At 66.8% G+C, this 16,221-nt stretch carries 15 protein-coding genes; 5 read left to right on the top strand and 10 right to left on the bottom strand.

The genetic code is table 11. The annotated features are described in order from the left end of the window. Positions 1–17 precede the first annotated feature (17 nt). Both A7W11_RS26310 and A7W11_RS26315 read right to left on the bottom strand, forming a co-directional pair. Positions 18–479 carry a hypothetical protein gene (locus A7W11_RS26310; protein ID WP_156523243.1) on the bottom strand — a complete coding sequence of 154 codons (462 nt, stop codon included), beginning with the start codon at positions 477–479 and terminating at the stop codon, positions 18–20. A gap of 268 nt (positions 480–747) precedes the next feature. Next, positions 748–1,533, bottom strand: coding sequence for an inositol monophosphatase family protein (locus A7W11_RS26315; RefSeq protein ID WP_066421193.1), 786 nt, complete (start codon positions 1,531–1,533; stop codon positions 748–750). Positions 1,534–1,630: 97 nt separating this feature from the next. On the opposite strand from A7W11_RS26315, the gene A7W11_RS26320 reads away from it, so the two are divergent. Further along, complete coding sequence (locus A7W11_RS26320) at positions 1,631–2,413, top strand: RNA methyltransferase (RefSeq protein WP_082887497.1); 783 nt, start codon at positions 1,631–1,633, stop codon at positions 2,411–2,413. Positions 2,414–2,512: 99 nt separating this feature from the next. On the opposite strand, the gene A7W11_RS26325 is transcribed toward A7W11_RS26320, so the two are convergent. Further along, the gene (locus A7W11_RS26325; RefSeq protein WP_066421199.1) at positions 2,513–3,505 is read right to left on the bottom strand and encodes a tripartite tricarboxylate transporter substrate binding protein; all 993 of its coding nucleotides are present in this window, start codon (positions 3,503–3,505) and stop codon (positions 2,513–2,515) included. A 162-nt stretch (positions 3,506–3,667) separates the two neighbouring features. Here A7W11_RS26325 and A7W11_RS26330 point away from each other — a divergent pair, with 162 nt between their 5' ends. Beyond that, positions 3,668–4,459 carry an IclR family transcriptional regulator gene (locus A7W11_RS26330; RefSeq protein WP_066421200.1) on the top strand — a complete coding sequence of 264 codons (792 nt, stop codon included), beginning with the start codon at positions 3,668–3,670 and terminating at the stop codon, positions 4,457–4,459. Positions 4,460–4,520: 61 nt separating this feature from the next. Here A7W11_RS26330 and A7W11_RS26335 read toward each other — a convergent pair whose 3' ends face one another. The 5 genes from A7W11_RS26335 to A7W11_RS26355 form a co-directional block, all read right to left on the bottom strand. After that, positions 4,521–5,456, bottom strand: coding sequence for a mechanosensitive ion channel family protein (locus A7W11_RS26335; RefSeq protein WP_082887498.1), 936 nt, complete (start codon positions 5,454–5,456; stop codon positions 4,521–4,523). Positions 5,457–5,587: 131 nt separating this feature from the next. Beyond that, a complete protein-coding gene (locus A7W11_RS26340) occupies positions 5,588–6,712 on the bottom strand; it encodes a DUF1513 domain-containing protein (protein WP_066421881.1) in 1,125 nt (374 codons plus the stop codon). 2 nt (positions 6,713–6,714) lie between these two features. After that, positions 6,715–7,806, bottom strand: coding sequence for an imelysin family protein (locus A7W11_RS26345; RefSeq protein ID WP_066421202.1), 1,092 nt, complete (start codon positions 7,804–7,806; stop codon positions 6,715–6,717). 123 nt (positions 7,807–7,929) lie between these two features. Then, the gene (locus A7W11_RS26350) at positions 7,930–9,279 is read right to left on the bottom strand and encodes a di-heme oxidoreductase family protein (protein ID WP_412778757.1); all 1,350 of its coding nucleotides are present in this window, start codon (positions 9,277–9,279) and stop codon (positions 7,930–7,932) included. Between the two features lie 278 nt (positions 9,280–9,557). Beyond that, positions 9,558–10,856: an imelysin family protein gene (locus A7W11_RS26355; protein WP_066421889.1), complete on the bottom strand. Its 1,299-nt coding sequence runs from the start codon at positions 10,854–10,856 to the stop codon at positions 9,558–9,560. Positions 10,857–11,245: 389 nt separating this feature from the next. Between A7W11_RS26355 and A7W11_RS28220 the strand changes: the two genes are divergently transcribed. Further along, positions 11,246–11,383 (top strand): hypothetical protein, encoded by a 138-nt coding sequence (locus tag A7W11_RS28220; protein WP_156523244.1) that lies wholly within the window; start codon positions 11,246–11,248, stop codon positions 11,381–11,383. Between the two features lie 96 nt (positions 11,384–11,479). Here the strand turns inward: A7W11_RS28220 and A7W11_RS26360 are convergent, their stop codons facing one another. After that, on the bottom strand, positions 11,480–12,064 hold the full coding sequence (locus A7W11_RS26360; protein ID WP_066421205.1) for an antibiotic biosynthesis monooxygenase: 585 nt from the start codon (positions 12,062–12,064) through the stop codon (positions 11,480–11,482). Between the two features lie 330 nt (positions 12,065–12,394). Between A7W11_RS26360 and A7W11_RS26365 the strand changes: the two genes are divergently transcribed. Then, a complete protein-coding gene (locus tag A7W11_RS26365) occupies positions 12,395–12,943 on the top strand; it encodes an NADPH-dependent FMN reductase (protein WP_066421212.1) in 549 nt (182 codons plus the stop codon). 843 nt (positions 12,944–13,786) lie between these two features. Here the strand turns inward: A7W11_RS26365 and A7W11_RS26370 are convergent. Beyond that, a complete protein-coding gene (locus A7W11_RS26370; protein ID WP_066421891.1) occupies positions 13,787–13,996 on the bottom strand; it encodes a dodecin in 210 nt (69 codons plus the stop codon). 488 nt (positions 13,997–14,484) lie between these two features. Between A7W11_RS26370 and A7W11_RS26375 the strand changes: the two genes are divergently transcribed. Then, entirely contained in the window at positions 14,485–16,215 is a 1,731-nt protein-coding gene (locus tag A7W11_RS26375) for a ShlB/FhaC/HecB family hemolysin secretion/activation protein (RefSeq protein ID WP_173678838.1), read from the top strand. The last annotated feature ends 6 nt before the right edge of the window (positions 16,216–16,221 follow it).

The following is a 16,221-nucleotide window of genomic DNA, read 5'->3' on the forward strand; positions in this document are numbered from 1 at the left end:
TCCGTCTCCGGGTTTGGTCACGACGACGCGTGGCAGGACAGCAGGAAAAGACAAACACAGCCACTCTGGTCAATCGAAAACTTGATGTAGGTCTGCGGCGCCCCCTTGGCACGGACGAACACGTCTTCATTGCTTTCGTCGAGGCAAATGGCATAGGCATCACACGGGTGCCAGTTGCCGTCGCTGTCTTCTGCCCATTGTGAATTGAGATAGTCGCCTTGGTCTTTTCTCGGCTTTGGAACCAGAAGCATGAGCGCCTGCCGGAGATGCCGTGCCGGCACCCATTTAAGGGCTTTCATGTCAGCCCAGCAATCGTCCGTCGCGACGTAGAAATGACTGTCGTTGGCAAGGTCGAGCGCGCCTGCCGCCAGCAGCTTCTGCAAGGAGGCCAAATCGAAAAGCGGCCCCGCCAAGGATTTCTTCTTGCCGTCGTGAGGGGGAAGCTCCCCAGGAGCACAAAGCCAAAGAGACATCGTCATTTTATCACGAGCATAAATTTTGATCGACACCGTCGAGCAGACCGCCCGAGCCGATGCGCGCAGAAGCAGGCCGCGATTCTATCGATGCCGGATGCCCGAAACCGGCCCGGCAGTGCTCGGAAACAGCACGCTTTTTTCGCACGACACGGCGACACGGCTCTACCGCTCCGGCCAGGCCCAGCGCCGCAGGCGCTCGCCGCCTGCCCTCACGGGCGGACCCCATGAAAAAAGCCGGCACGCGGCCGGCTTTGCTCGATGCGGAACCTTGTCAGGCAGCCGGCTTGGGCTGCAGGCTGCTCATCATCTGGGTGAAAATCTTGGGGCTGCCGGCCAGCACGTCGCCGGATTTCAGCCAACCCTGCTCGCCGTCGAAGTCGGAGATCAGGCCGCCGGCCTCCAGCACCAGCAGGCTGCCTGCCGCCACGTCCCAGGGTTTCAGGCCCACGCCGCAGAAGCCGTCCAGGCGGCCGGCCGCCACGTTGGCCAGGTCCAGCACGGTCGAGCCCAGGCGGCGCACGCCCGAGCAGCCCTGCGCCATGTCGCGAAAACGCGCGGCGCCGCCATCGGGGCCGGCCGAGCCGGGCCAGTGCGCGCCCAGCAGCGCATCGTGGAAGCGGGTGCGGCCCGTCACGCGCACGCGGCGGTCGTTCAGGAAGGTGCCGCTGCCGCGGCTGGCCGTGAACAGTTCGTTGCGGGTCGGGTCGTAGACCACCGCCTGCGAGACCTGGCCGCGGTGCAGCAGCGCGATCGACACGGCGTAGATGGGCAGGCCGTGGATGAAGTTGGTGGTGCCGTCCAGAGGATCGATGATCCACTGGAATTCGGCGTTCTCGTCGCCTTGCTGGCCGAACTCTTCACCCAGGAAGGCGTGGTCGGGATAGGCCGTCTGCAGGACTTCGATGATGGCCTCTTCCGAGGCGCGATCGACTTCCGTGACATAATCTCGCGGCCCCTTGCGCGCGATGGTGAGGTGTTCCAGATCGAGGCTGGCGCGATTGATGATGGTGCCGGCACGCCGGGCCGCCTTGATGGCGGTATTGAGCATCGGATGCATAGAATTCCGTACGGAGAAGCGATAAGGGCCGCCTGCCGGATTCTCCGCCGCAGGCAAGAAATCAGGTAGGCCAACAGGGCCAAACACAGCATTTTAAATGACTCGAGCTTTTTCCCGCGTCCGCTTCATCATGGTACAGCCCAGCCACCCTGGCAATGTGGGCTCGGCGGCACGCGCCATCAAGACCATGGGCTTCTCTGAACTGGTGCTGGTCGAGCCCCGGTTTCCCGACATGCTGGAGCAGCCGGAAGCCCTGGCGCTGGCCAGCGGCGCGGGCGACGTGCTCGAGCGGGCACAGGTGTACGCCACCCTGGAAGAGGCCCTGGCGCCCGTCACGCTGGCCTTCGCCCTGACGGCGCGGGTGCGCGACCTGGGGCCCCCGCCCTGCGACATCCGCCAGGCCGCCGACCTGGCCCGCCGCCACCTGGACGACACGTCCGAGGGCTGCGTGGCCATCGTGCTGGGCACCGAGCGCGCCGGGCTGACCAACGCCCAGATCGCCCTGTGCCACCGCATCTGCCACATCCCGGCCAACCCCGAATACAGCTCGCTGAACGTCGCGCAGGCGCTGCAACTGGCCGCCTGGGAAATGCGTTATGCCCTGCTGGCGGCCAGCGGCGCGCCCATGCTGCCGCCGGCCCCGCCCAGCCAGGCCGAAACCGGCGCCGAACCGGCCCCGGGCGCGGCCGTGCAGGGGCTGCTGGCCCACTGGGAAGAGGCGCTGATCGCCGTGAAATTCCTGGATCCGGCGCATCCCAAGAAACTGATGCCGCGCATGCGCCACCTGTTCAGCCGCCAGGCGCTGACCCGCGACGAAGTCGACATGCTGCGCGGCGTCTGCACGGCCATGCTGGCCACGGCGAAGCCGCGGAAAGACTGACACCCGCCCGCCAGACGTTAAAAAGCTCCCGCGCAAGGCCTGCCGGGAGCTCTTGTTCTTGCCGACGCGCACCAGGACGCGTCGGCGTGACACGGGCGATCAGTCGACCGTCGCGCCCGAGTTCTTCACCACCGGCGCCCAGGTCTCGACTTCCGACTTGATGAAGGCGCCGAATTCGGCCGGCGTGGTCTTCTGGGCCACGGCGCCCAGGTCGGCGTAGGCCTTCAGCACTTCGGGCTTGTCCAGCGCCTTGACCATGGCGGCATTGAGCTTGTTGACGACCTCGGGCGGCGTGCCGGCCGGGGCGATCAGGCCGAACCACGACGACACGTCGAAGTTGGCGAAACCCGATTCCTGCATCGTGGGCAGGTCCGGCGCGCTGGGCGAGCGCTGGGCGGTCGTGACCGCCAGGGCGCGCAGCTTGCCCGACTGGGCGTGCGGCCAGGCCGACGGCATGTTGTCGAACATGAACTGCACCTGGCCGCCGATCAGGTCGGTCAAGGCCGGCGCGCTGCCCTTGTACGGCACGTGCAGCACGTCGATGCCGGCGCGCTGCTTGAACAGTTCGCCCGCCATGTGGATCGAGGTGCCGCTGCCCGAGGAGGCGAAGTTCAGCTTGCCCGGATTCTTCTTGGCGTAGTCGACCAGTTCCTTGACCGACTTCACCGGCACCGAGGGATTGACGACCAGGATGTTCGGCACCTTGGCGCCCAGCGCCACGGGCGTGAAGTCCTTCATCAGGTTGAAGTTGACGTTCTTGTACAGCGTCTGGTTGATGGCGCTGGTGACGGCCACGAACAGCAGCGTGTAGCCATCGGGATTGGCGCGCGCCACCATGTCGGTGGCGATGTTGCTGCCGCCGCCCGGACGGTTCTCGACCACGAACGACTGGCCCAGGGCCTGGGTCAGTTCCTTGGACATGATGCGGGCGATGACGTCGGTGGTGCCGCCGGCGCTGAAGCCGACGATGACGCGGACAGGCTTATCGGGATATTCGGCTTGAGCGGGAGCTTGGAAAGCGAAGGCAGCAGCCAGGCCCGCGAACAGTGTGGCCACCGCGCGGCCGCGACGGGGCTTGGAATCCATGTTCATGGATCAGTCTCCAGTAATATTGTCCATCTCGTGGACGTTTGAGATGCTTTGACACGATTGTCCGCTACCATCGCAGCGCCCAGCAAGGCAAAGTCCATACGATGGACATACAACTTGTTAGCGTTTTCCCCTCCCGATAAACACTAGGAAGGCGACTCAACGATGCAAGAACTCGATTCGGCGGGTACCGCCGATGCGCCCGGCGATGCGGCGGGCGCAGGTCCACGCACCCTGCGACGCGGCTTGATGGTGCTGGCGGCCCTGCGAGACCAAGGTGGCGCCGGCCTGAGCGTGACCGACATCGCCCGGTTGACGTCCATCCAGCGGCCTACGATCTACCGCCTGCTGGCGGCACTGCTGGAAGCCGGGCTGGTGACCGCCATAGAAGGCAGCAAGCGCTACCGCGCCCAGTTGGACAGCGAACCCGAACTGACCCCTCCCGATCCTCGCGTGCGGCAGATGCTGCCCACGCTGCGCCGCCTGGCCGAACGCACGGGCGACGCGGTGTTCCTGGTGGTGCGCGATGGCGACGAATCCGTCAGCCTGCATCGCGAGATCGGCAGCTATCCCGTCCAGATCCTGGCCACGTACGCGGGCAAGCGGCAGCCGCTGGGCGTGGGATCGGGCGGCATGGCGCTGCTGGCCGCCCTGCCCGACCGCACCGCGCACGGCATCGTGATGCGCAACTCCGCCAAGCTGGACGAATACGGCGGCATGACCGCCAACGAAATGCTGCGCCTGATCGAGAACACCCGCGCGCGCGGCTATTCGGTGGTGGGCAACCACGCGGTGCGCGGGGCGCTGGGGGTGGGCTGCGCCCTGCTGGATGCCCAAGGCGCGCCGGTGCTGGCGGTGAGCGTGACGGCCATCATCGACCGCATGCCGGCGCAGCGCCAGCGCGAGATCGCGGGCTGGATCAAGGCGGAACTGGGCCGGCTGGCGCCGCGCGCCTGAGGCCGTCCCGCCAGGGACGGCGGGATCCGAGAATCCCGCCCCTGGCAAATGTCGAGAGACCTCAGGCGGACGTGCCGGGCGTACCCTGTGGATTACCAGGATTGCCCGCCGGATCGGCAGGACCGCCCCTCGCGCCCGGCATCCTGGCGGCGTCCGCCAGGCGCTGGCCGTTGTCGGCCCCGGGCAGGTACACGGCGCGCTGCATCGGTACCGGCGACTGGAAGCCCGCGTCGTCCAGCGTCTTGCGCACCTCGTGCAGCATCGCCCAGCGCAGGTCGCCGTATTTCGAGGCCTGGGTCCAGACGCGCACGTTGACCACCACGCCGTGGTCGCGGTAGTCCTCGATCTTCACCACCGGCGCGGGCGTATCCAGGACATCTTCGTGGCTGGCCACCAACTGCTGCAACCGCGCAATGGCGTCATCGACGTCATCGCCGTACTGGACGATCACGGGCACGTCCAGGCGACGGGTGGCGTTGCGCGCGTAGTTGGTGATGGTGGCATTCCACACGGTGCTGTTGGGCAGCGTGACGGTGATGCCATCGACCTTGACCAGGCGCGTCAGGAACAGGCCGACCTCGTCCACCGTGCCGTCGATACCGGTGCTCAGCGCCACGTATTCACCCGCGCGGATGGGGCGCAGGATCAGCAGCATGATGCCGGCCGAGATGTTCTGCAACGTGCCCTGCAGCGCCAGGCCGATGGCCAGGCCGGCCGCGCCCAGCACGGCGATCAGGCTGGCCGTCTGCACGCCGAAGCGCGCCAGCACGGCGATGATCGTGAACACGCGCACGGCCCAGACGACGGCGCCGTAGAACATCGGGATGATGGTGCGGTCGATGTGCGAAGAGCGGCTGGCGATGCGGCGCACCCAACTGCCCAGCAGGCTGGACACCCACCAGCCCACGCACAGTATCAGCAGCGCAACGGCCAGGTTGACGCCCAGGTCGAACACGCGCGGCCAGATCCCGACCAGCCCGTTCCAGGTTGTTTCCATGATTGCTCCCGTGGAAAAAGAAATAAAGGCGCCGCGCACCGAGGCATGCGGTTGGCGTGCGCGGACGCATCGGCGACTCTAGCAGATGGAAGCGGCAAGCTGCGGCAAAGCGCGCACGGCGATGCAAAGCCTTACAGGCGGCGGAAGTGGTTGTCCCAAGCCAGGCCGGCATCGGTGGGCCGCACGGGACGCGGCTCGATGCCCGGACCGGTGTGGATCATGGCGCCCAGCCCGCTGCTGGCCAGGAAATGGCCCCGGGCGCGCGGCGCCACGCCGCAGCCGTCGGGCAGCTTCGTGACGCCCAGGTAGCGCCCGCTGTCTGCGTCCCAGTACATCACCTGGCCGCCCACCGGGCTGGAGGTGGCCATGATCCGGCCGCTGGCATCGGCGGCCACGGTGCCGATGTAGTGGCGCATGTCGCGCAGCACCTCGGCCGGACCGGGATACAGTTCTGGCGTATGGCCGCGCCGGTGGCGGCCGACCAGCGCCGGCTGTTCGCTCTCGGGGCCCACGTGCTGGCAGCCGAACCACACGGCCCCGTCTCCCGCCAGGCCCAGGTGGCGGATGGACAACTGGTGCAGCGAGGCGTCCAGCTCGACCTTCTCGATGATCCGTCCGTCGGCCGCGTCCAGGTAGACCAGCGAGGGCCGCATGGAATCGAGGTTCAATTCCAGCTTGCCGTAGTCGGGATGCGTGAGGATGCCGCCGTTGGCCACGCACAGCGTCTTGCCGTCGGGCAGCAGCACGACCTCGTGCGAGCCCATGCCGTCCACGTCGAATTCGCCCAGGCGGCGGTATTGGCCGCCCGGCGAGGCGTCGTACACGCCCAGCACCGCACGGCCGCGCTCGTAGTCGTTCTCGGTGGCCAGCACGCGCTTGCCATCCGGCAGGAAGACGCCGTGGCCGTAGAAATGGCGGCCCTCGGCGGCCTGCAAGGGCTGCGGCGGCCGGCGGCCCGTGACGTCGAACGCCACGGCGAAGAAACCCGGCTGGCGGCCGAACACCACCGCCCGGCCGCGCGCCGGGTCCAGCGCGAAGCTGTGGCCGCGGTCCGGCATGGGCACCCGCAGCAGATCGGCGCCGCGCGCGTCCAGCACCACGGCCTCGTAGCGGCCCGCGCGCCGCCGCGCGGTGACATAGCAAGGTTCGCCATCGGCGCGCTCCGTCCGCGGTGCGGCGGCGGCCCAGGCCGCCGGCGTGCCGGGCAGGCCCAGCGCGGCGCACAGGGCCAGGAAGCGGCGGCGGTCGATCCGCACGCTCAATCCCCGTCCAGCGCGTTGAAGCCGATGGACACGCCGAAGGCGGCGGCGAAATCCTGGTCCGCGATGTCCTTGGCGTTCTTCAGCACCAGCGCGGCCAGCGTGAAGGGCTGGCGCGACGCCTCGTCGCCGGCGGCCTGTTCGATGGGCTTGGACACGTCCGTCAGGGCCTGGCGCGCGCGGTTCAGTTCGTCGCGCACGGCCTGGCCCGTCCAGCGGCCATCGGGCGGCAACGCCTCGGTCAGGTGCCCGGCCCAGGCTCCCATGCCATCCAGCCCCGCCATCAGGGAAGGCACGGTCAGGTCGCTGCGCCAGAAGGCCGCGCGGCGCGGGCGGGCGTCGGCGGGCGTCTTGCCCAGCACGGGCAGCAGCTTGATGTCCCGCGCGAACTGCAGGCCGGTGGACAGGGCCTTGATCGCCTCGGCGGCCACTTCCTGGCTGTTGCGGTACAGGTCGTTGCCCGGGGCGGGCGCGGCGAACTGGCGGCCGAAATCGCCCTGCGGGCTCCAGGCCTGGACCAGTTCGGCGGCCACGGCGCCGGCATTGGCGGCGATGGCCTGCGCGTAGCGGCATTCGTAGGCGAAGCCCGGCGCATCGCGCGACTGCAGCACGCCGCCGTCGCGATACAGCACGAACTCCAGCGCCGGCAGGCCCTGCACGGCCACGCTGCGGGTGGCCAGCGCCCCCGGCGCCAGCAAGGCCTCGTCCTTCCTGGCCAGCGCCTCCTGCACCTGGCGCAGCACCACGCCGCGCGGATCCGGCCAGAAGGCCAGGCGCTCGTAGCGGTTGCCCTGCACCAGGGGACCGAATCGCAGGAATTCGATGCCGGTCCAGGCCTGCACGGTTTCGCCGAAAGCGGCCGAGACACGCTCGGCCCCCTTGGCCTCGCCGCCCGCGCACCAGTCTTTCAGGCTTGCCTGCAAGCGGTCGACCGCCTTCCCGAAGTCGGCGAATGCCGGACGGGCATAGCCTTCGGACAGGCGCTGGCCCAGGCTCTCGGCCGTGGCGGCGGCCTGCACGGCGGGCGCCACGCAGGCGCATCCCAATGCGGCGAACGCCAGCCTCTTGCGTAACGGAAGGGGAAGAGACATGGTGTGGATTCCTTTTGCATGACTGGGCGGGCTGGCGAGGCGCGACTCGGGCGCATGCCCGCTACCGCGCCCGGCGTCCCGCCGCGCCCATCGAGGACCCGTCACGCTCGACGGGCCCTTCACTTACAGCGACTCCAGGAAGCGCACCAGATCGGCGCGCTCTTCAGGCGTCATGTTCACCACGCGATCGCGCGCGGGCTGCGCCTCGCCGCCGTGCCACAGCACGGCCTCCAGCAGCGTACGCGCCCGGCCATCGTGCAGCCAGGTGGCGTTGGGGTTGACGGTCTTGGTCAGGCCGATGCCCCACAGCGGCGGCGTGCGCCAGTCGCGGCCCGAGGCCAGCCCCTCGGACACGTCGTCGGCCAGGCCGTCGCCCATATCGTGCAGCAGCATGTCGGTATACGGCCAGATCAGCTGGAAACGATGTTCCGGCCGCGCCGCATCGCGCCGCGTCACGTACTTGGGCACGTGACAGGCCACGCAGTTGGCCTCGTAGAACAGCTTCTTGCCCGCCAGCACGCGCGCATCGTCGACGTCGCGGCGCTGCGGCACGGCCAGGTTGGTGGCGTAGTCGGCGACCAGGTCCATCAACGGCGCCGGCACTTCTTGCTCGCCCAGGTGCGGCTGCGCGCCGTGCGGCAGCTTGAAGCACTCCGCCTGCGCCTGGGTGCATTCGCCGTAATGGCTGGGGAACATCGGCGTGGACAGGCCCATGTCGTTCGAGAACGCCACGGCGGACTGCTGCTCGACGGTGGGCTGGCTGGCCTTCCAGTTGAAGCGGCCCAGCGCCGGCTTGCCGGTGCGCGCATCGATCACCCAGTTGGGCTTGCCGCGCACGCCGTCGCCGTGGTCGGCCGCGGCATTGGCCAGGATGTCGGCCTCGTGCACGGCTTCCAGCAGGCCCAGGCCGATCATCGGCGGCGCCAGCCGCGGCGACATCCGCACGTCGGCGCGCATGGGGCCGTAGCCCAGGTTCTCGATACGGTAGGCGGGCCGCATCAACGTGGCGGTTTCGCCGCCATTGAGCTTGACTTCCACCGGCGAGTAATCGATCTCCAGGCTGCCCTCGGCGGGCAGGCCCGCCACCGCGAAATTCTGCAGTTGCACCCCGTAGACGGGATCGGGCAGGAAATGGATTTCGCCGGTATGGATGCGGCGCAGGTCGGCCTCGGTCAATGCCGGCACGGCCAGCCGCATCAGCAAGGCCACGGCATCGCTGCGCTCGACGGGATCGAAGCCGGGCACCGTGCCCCGCCCGTCCTTCACGTGACAGGCCTGACAGGAGCGCGCGTTGAACAGCGGCCCCAGGCCATCCGAGGCCTGGGTGGAAGACGGCGACGAGACCCAGTCCTTGCGGAACAGGCTGTTGCCCATCTGGAAGCGTTGCCGGCCTTCGAAATCCAGCGTGGCCGAGGGCAGCGAGAAGACATCGGCGTTGATCAGCGGGCGCACGGTGGCCGCGCCGGCCTGCATCAGCTCGAAAGGCTCGGCGCGGCTGAAATCGTCCGTGGCCTGGGTGACCTGGCGCACGCGCGCCTGATCCGTGGAATTGAGATCGGTGCGCTTGCGCTTGGCGGCAGCCTCGCCCGCCTCGGCGATGCCTTGCGGCGCTGGCGAGGGACCGGCCGGAACGTTGGGATCCCTGGCAGCCTCGTGCTGCTGCGCGCGCGCCTGGGCCGGCTGGGCGGCCGACGCCGCCCCGTGCGTTACCGCGGCAAGCGCTGCCAGCGCCGCCGCAACCATCACAGGCTTCATTTGAATACGGCGGCCGGGTCGTCCAGGCTGTCCGATCCCTCGACCTTGACCTCGCCCACGTCCAGCAGCGTGATCACGCGCTCGAAGCTGCGGGTCTGGGCGACCAGCGCATCGATGGCCTTCTGCACCACCGCATTGCCTTCGGCGTTGCCGCTGCCGATCATCTGGTCGTAGGTCTCGACGGTTTCGGCACGCGTCTTCAGCGCCTGCATGGCCTTGACGGTGTCATCCAGGCGCGCGCGCACTTCGGCATCGAGCTTGGCGTCGCGCGCCTTGACCAGGTCGGACAGGCTGGCGCCCTGCACCGTCTTGCCGTCCACGCGGGTATACGCGCCGGTATAGACGTTGCGGATGCCGATCTGGTTGTAGAAGTGCGAATTGTGCGTGTTGTCCGAGAAGCAGTCGTGCTCTTCTTCAGGATCGCCCAGGATCAGGCCCAGCTTCATGCGCTCGCCGGCCAGTTCGCCATAGGACAGGCTGCCCATGCCGGTCAGCATGGCGTTCAGGCCCGCCTTGGGATCGGCCTCGACGGCCTTGCGGGCGGCGCCGCCGGCCTTCCAGTTGCCGACCATGGTTTCCAGGTCGGTGACCAGCAGGGCGCTGACGGCCTTCAGGAACGCGACGCGGCGGTCGCAGTGGCCGCCGGTGCAGTGCTTGGTGTCGAAGTCGGTGTGCGGACGATTGCCCGAATGACGCTCCTGCGGCGTGCCCTTGCGGTCGGCCGGCGCGGGGCCGGTGCCGTTCAGGTCCTGGCCCCACAGCATGAATTCGATGGCGTGGTAGCCGGTGGCCACGTTGGCCTCGTTGCCATCGGCTTCGTGCAGCACTTCGGACAGCAGCTTGGGCGTGATGCGCGAGGCGTCGATGGTTTTGCCGCCCACCGATATCCTGGAATTGGCGATCAGGTTGACCACGTAATAGGCGTTGGCGTCGCTCTCGGTGCCGTACGAGGCGTCGACGTAGTCGAGCATGCCTTCGTCCAGCGGCCACGCGTTGACGCGGCCTTCCCAGTCGTCGACCACGGGATTGCCGAAACGGAAAGCCTCTGTCTGCTGATAGGGCACGCGCGCCGCGATCCAGGCTTCGCGCGCGGCCTTCAGCGTCTGCTCGCTGGGCTGGGCGACCAGGGCATCGACCGCCTTGCGCAGCGTGCGCGCGGTGGCCAGCGAATCTTCATAACCCGCCAGGGCGATGTCCGAATAGATGCGCGTGACGGCCTTGGGCTCGACCGCGGCGTGGGCGCCAGCCGCTGCCAGCGTACCCACCAGGGCAACACCGTACAGCAGGCCTCGCAGCGACTGATACATCGACAAACTCCGTTGTTTGCACGACCGCCCCGCGACGGACGGCGTGTAGGTGAACTCACGAGGGATGCAGTGTAAACGAGATTCGTTCTTTGTTCAGAATGATGTCAGTTGGTTTTTAGCGTGATGTCAGCGAAAACAATGGCTTGCCGCGCGCAGGCGGCAGGCGGACGGCCATGCCCCAGGGCGAGGCAAGACGGGTTGCCTGGCGCGCTGGAGCATCCCCGAAATGGCACCTGATCGGTGCATTCCTGCCCGAAAGATCGGACCCCACCGCCGTCCTGCCCACGCAGGATCGTGAACGCAGACATGGCACGGGTATTGCTTGACAGGCTGTACAGGCCCGAAAACCTTGCGCCTGATCTTTACGGAGCGTTGCCATGACCCAGGACACCATCGACCGCTATGTAAGCCGCTTCCTGAAGCTGCTGGGCAACCCGCCGCAGCACGCCGCGCCCGCCCAGCGCTTGCCGCAACTGGCGCGCGTGCCGGCCGCGCCGGCCGGGGAGCGTGGCTAAGGCATCGGGACAGTTCCTCGCAATGAAAAGAATCGCCCGCGCCGAGGTTTCGGCGCGGGCGATTTTCATCGGGCCCGCCCAACGAGCCGCCAGGCGTCAGGAACGCAGCGCTTTCAGGGCGCGCGGGCTGTTGCCCGCATACAGCCAGCCGCGCAGCAAGCGCGTGATGACGGGCATACAGACGAACGACAGCACCGGCGTCATGCAGGCCGTGGTGACCAGCACGCGCCAGAACAGCGGCAAGGCGCTCAGGATGGGATTGAAAAGGGTGGAGAACAGCAGCAGCATCGGGAAATAGGCCACCCAGATGCTGACGGCCTGCTTCCAGCGCGGCGGCGCCGAGACGCGTGGGCCGAACCAGCTATCCATGCCGCTGACGCGGGTTTCGTGCGTGGCGCGCACCAGCGAGGCGCCGCGCTCCAGCCACATGCGGCGCGGCAACGAGCCTTCCCACCGCGTGAGGCTGGCTTCGTCGGTGAAGCGCAGCACGATCTGGTACTGGTCGCCGCCTTCGGGCGGCTGCAGCACGCCCGAGCCCAGGAATCCTGGAAATCCCGCCGCCAGGATCTCTCCCTGGCGCATCCAGGCCAGGAAGTCGCTGTAGCGATCCGGCGAGATGTGGCGGGTCACCAACATCGTCACGGGAATAGGCGCGGGTACGGGGGGTCGGGCGGCGGACATGATGAACTCCTATGCAGCGGGCCAGCCTGGAAACGCCTGCTGGCGCGTCCGTGTTAACCCCAGCAAGAGACGTGCCAACCTTGCGGTGCAGCATGCCCCCCTTGAACAAGGAAGAAGCCTTGCGGCTTGCTTGCGATGCCTTTGTTATTTTGCACCGCACAAATCCCCAGACCAGGGATTACCCGCATATTACGCACCATAATGGTGCATTCCCGCGCGCCTGTCCCGACAATACTCACAAGGGATTGCGCAATGACGGCACAAGCCCGTTGAACGGTCGGAAAGCGTTCTCTACACTGGGGCGACCCCTCACCTAGGAGCAATCCGCCCATGAGCACCACCAAAATCGCCGTCCTGGTCGGCAGTCTGCGTTCCGGTTCCATCAACCTGCGCCTGGCCCGGGCCATGGAAAAGCTGGCGCCCGAAGATGTCAGCGTCGAATTCGCGGACCTGAACCTACCCCTGTTCAATCAAGACCTGGAAAACGATCTGCCGGCCGCGGTCGCCAAGCTGAAGACGCTCATCAGCCAGTCGCAGGGCGTGCTGTTCGTCACCCCCGAACACAACCGCTCGATCCCGGCCGCACTGAAGAACGCCGTGGACTGGGGAACGCGTCCCTGGGGCCAGAACGTCTGGATGGGCAAGGCAGGCGGCATTGTCGGCACCTCGCCCAGCGCCGCGGGCTCGGCCATGGCGCAACAACACCTGCGCAACGTGCTGGCCGCCGAAGGCGTGAACGTGTTGACCACTCCCGAGGTGTTCCTGCAGATGAAGGAAGGCCTGATCGACGACCAGTTCCAGATCACCAACGAAGACACGCGCAAGTTCCTGCAGGGCTGGATGGACCGCTATGTCGCCTGGGTGAAGAAGACAGCCTGATGACACCCCGCGGCGGGGAGGCAAGGGTCGCCCCCTATTTATCCCCGTCGCGTGTGGAAAACCCTGTGTCCAGTGGGGGGAACCCGGAGATTTTCCGTTACAGATCAATGGTCTGAGTTCCCTGGGCAAAAAAAGGTCAAGAACAGTAAAGGGTTTTCCACCGCAGATGTGGATAAGGCTGAGGACAGCCTGCGGGCAGATCGGGAAAGTCCTTGCGCTTCAAGCAGTTATAAATGGCGCGCAGAAACCGCGCAGTGGGGCTGCTATCCACAGGAGGGTGTCATAAAAGGCGTGCCCGTTCTCTTGAAAGCAGCTTATCCACCGGCGATGTGGACAAGCCTCTGCACAGCTATCTGACAAGCCCGAAAAAACTTTAAGGAACAGGGGCTTAGAGGAACTGGTTAAATTCTTTCCGAAGCTTCCGGGCAGCCTCGGAAAAGCCCCGTCCAGACCTTCTTCCAGCACCGAGGCCGGGGTGGCGCTTTCTACTGCCCATCCCCAGGTCATTTATCCACCGGTGTTGTGGACAAGCCTCTGCAAAGGTGTCTGACAAGGCCGAAAAGCCTTTTCCGGACAAGCACTTGGACGTGCTGGTCAAATTCTTTCCGTCATGTTTCCGAAGGCCTGACCCGGTGGTTCAGGAGGGCTGGGACCCGTTCGCGGCCCATACCGGCCCCTACCGGGTCTTCATCGCCGCCGGCGCTTATCCACCGGCATTGTGGACAAGCCTCTGCACAGGTATCTGACAATTCAGAAAATCTTCGCAATAACAGGCACTTGGAAAGCGTGGTCAAAATATTGCCGCAATATTTCCAATGTGCCCGAATTGCGCGGCGCTGCGGCCTACTCTTCCAGCCGCATGCCGAGCTTGAGACCGACCTGCCAGTGCGCCACCTTGCCGTTCTCGATGTGGCCACGCACCTGGGTCACCTCGAACCAATCCAGGTTGCGCAGGGTTTTCGAGGCGCGCTCGATGGCCTGGGCAATGGCGTCGTCCGAGGACTTCGTGGACGAACCGACCAGTTCGATCTGCTTGTAGACGTGATTGGACATGGCTATGGCCTCCTGGCTGTACCAGCGCATTCCCGGCAGCGGAACGGTCCGCGCCGTCGGCCGGCTTGCGGTCACCAGCATGTCGCGTGCCTCCAGGAAATCCGGCCACCGCATCGAGCAGACGCGACCCCGATGAAGGGTCCGTGCTTCTTCACGGCGCTCGGCAAGCGCAAGCGAATGACATTGGCGGCCCCTTCACGCCCTCGTTTCCAGGCTGCCGGCGGACTTTGCATTCCTTTGCAGTTGACATTTTGCAACGTTTTTCCCGGCTTTTGATTTTAAAAACCGACTCTTACCAGAGGGAAATAGGAGGCATAAATATCTAACACGCAGGCGATATGTAAAAATTTTGTTTACTCAAGATTGAAACATATGTCAAATAGCATCCAGCCTTTGTAAAGATGCGACCATTTGTAATTGGCTCATTCCGCCGTTTGCGAATGTCGCTGCCGCCCTGTCTGGGTCTGACCCTCGCCGCCCGAGTCCTCATGTCGCGCCACTACGCTTCCGCCCGCCCGTCCGCCTGCTCTCTGACCCCGTTGGCCACCCGACTCGGCAGTTCACTGGCCCTGACCCTGGCGCTGGCCGGCCCGGTGGCCGCGCAAACCGTGCCGCAACTGCCCTCGGGCGCCGAGCCCGGCCGCTCGCTGCCCCAGCCCGTCATGCCGCAGAGCACGACCGGCGCGCCCTCGGTCTCCGTCCAGCAAGGCAGCGCTTCCGAAGCCCCCGCCGGCGCCGACAAGCTCACCTTCGCCCTGACCGACATGCGGGTCGAAGGCGTCACGCAGTACCCCGCCACTGACATCCGCGCGTTGTACGCAGGCCTGCTGGGCAAGACCATCTCTGTCGCCGACGCCTTCAAGGTCGCCAACGACATCGAGCTGCGCTACCGCAACGACGGCTTCGTCACCACCCGCGTCATCGTCCCCGAACAGACCATCGACGGCGGCGTCTTCCGCATCCGTGTCGTCGAGGGCTATATCTCCGACGTGAAGTACGACGACGACATCGGTCCCGCCCAGGCCGCCATCGAGAAGCTCGTCCAACGACTGCGCGGCGTGCGCCCCATCAACGTCGCCGAGGTCGAACGCCAACTGCTGCTGGCCAACGACCTGGCCGGCATGACCGTGCGCGCATCCCTAGAGGCCTCCCCCAAGGAAGTCGGCGGCTCCACGCTCGTCGTCCACAGCGAGCGCAAGCCCTTCGACGCCTCCATCGGCTTCGACAACCGCGGCTCGCCCTACCTGGGTTGGGGCGAGGCCCTCGCCCAGCTCAGCCTGAACTCGTTCGGCCCCAACGCCGACCGGTTGACCGTCACCGGCCGCCTCGGCACCCCCGCCTACCGCAGCAAGGCCGCTTCCGTCGGCTACGACATGCTCGCCACCAGCAGCGGCCTGACGCTCGGCGCCACCGCCAGCTACGCCAAAAGCCGCCCCGGCCGCGAACTCGCCGACCTCAACGTCGCCAGCGACGTCGAGTCCTACGCCGCCACCGCCAGCTACCCCCTCATCCGCTCGCGCCTGCAGAACCTGCGCGCCGTCGGCCAGTTCGAAGTCCGCAACGTCACCACCGACATCACCGATACGCCGTTCACCCGCGACAAGCTGCGCGTGCTGCGCATGGGCCTGAGCTACGACCGCACCGACAGCTGGAACGGCATCACCGCCCTGCGCGGCACCTTCCACAAGGGCATCGACGGCCTGGGCGCTTCCAAGGAAGGCAACGAGCTGGCCTCGCGTGTGAAGGGCCGCCCCGACTTCTTCAAGTTCACCGCCGAACTGACCCGCCTGCAGCAGCTCACCGACCGCGCAAGCCTGGTCGCCACCTTTGCCGGCCAGTACAGCGCCAGCCCGCTCTTGGCCAGCGAAGAGTTCGCGCTCGGCGGCCCCAGCTTCGCTCGCGGCTACGACGACGGCGAGATCTCCGCCGACAGCGGCGTCTCCGGCTCGCTCGAACTGCGCTACGCCGTGTCCTCGGAGTCGTTCCTGCCGCACGGCGCGCATGTGTATTCCTTCATCGACGGCGGACGACTCTGGTCGCGCAGCGAGAGCCCCGAACTGGCCCGCGCCAAGCTCTCGTCCTATGGCGCCGGCATGCGCGCCAACCTGACCAAGAACCTGTACGCCACCCTCGAAGTCGCCAAGCCCATGAGCTCCGACGTGCTCACCCAGGGCGACAAGAACCCCCGCGTTTTCTTCAGCATTTCGGCCCAGTACTAAGCACCG

The organism is Bordetella ansorpii (genome assembly GCF_900078315.1).
GTDB classification, from domain to species: domain Bacteria; phylum Pseudomonadota; class Gammaproteobacteria; order Burkholderiales; family Burkholderiaceae_B; genus Bordetella; species Bordetella ansorpii.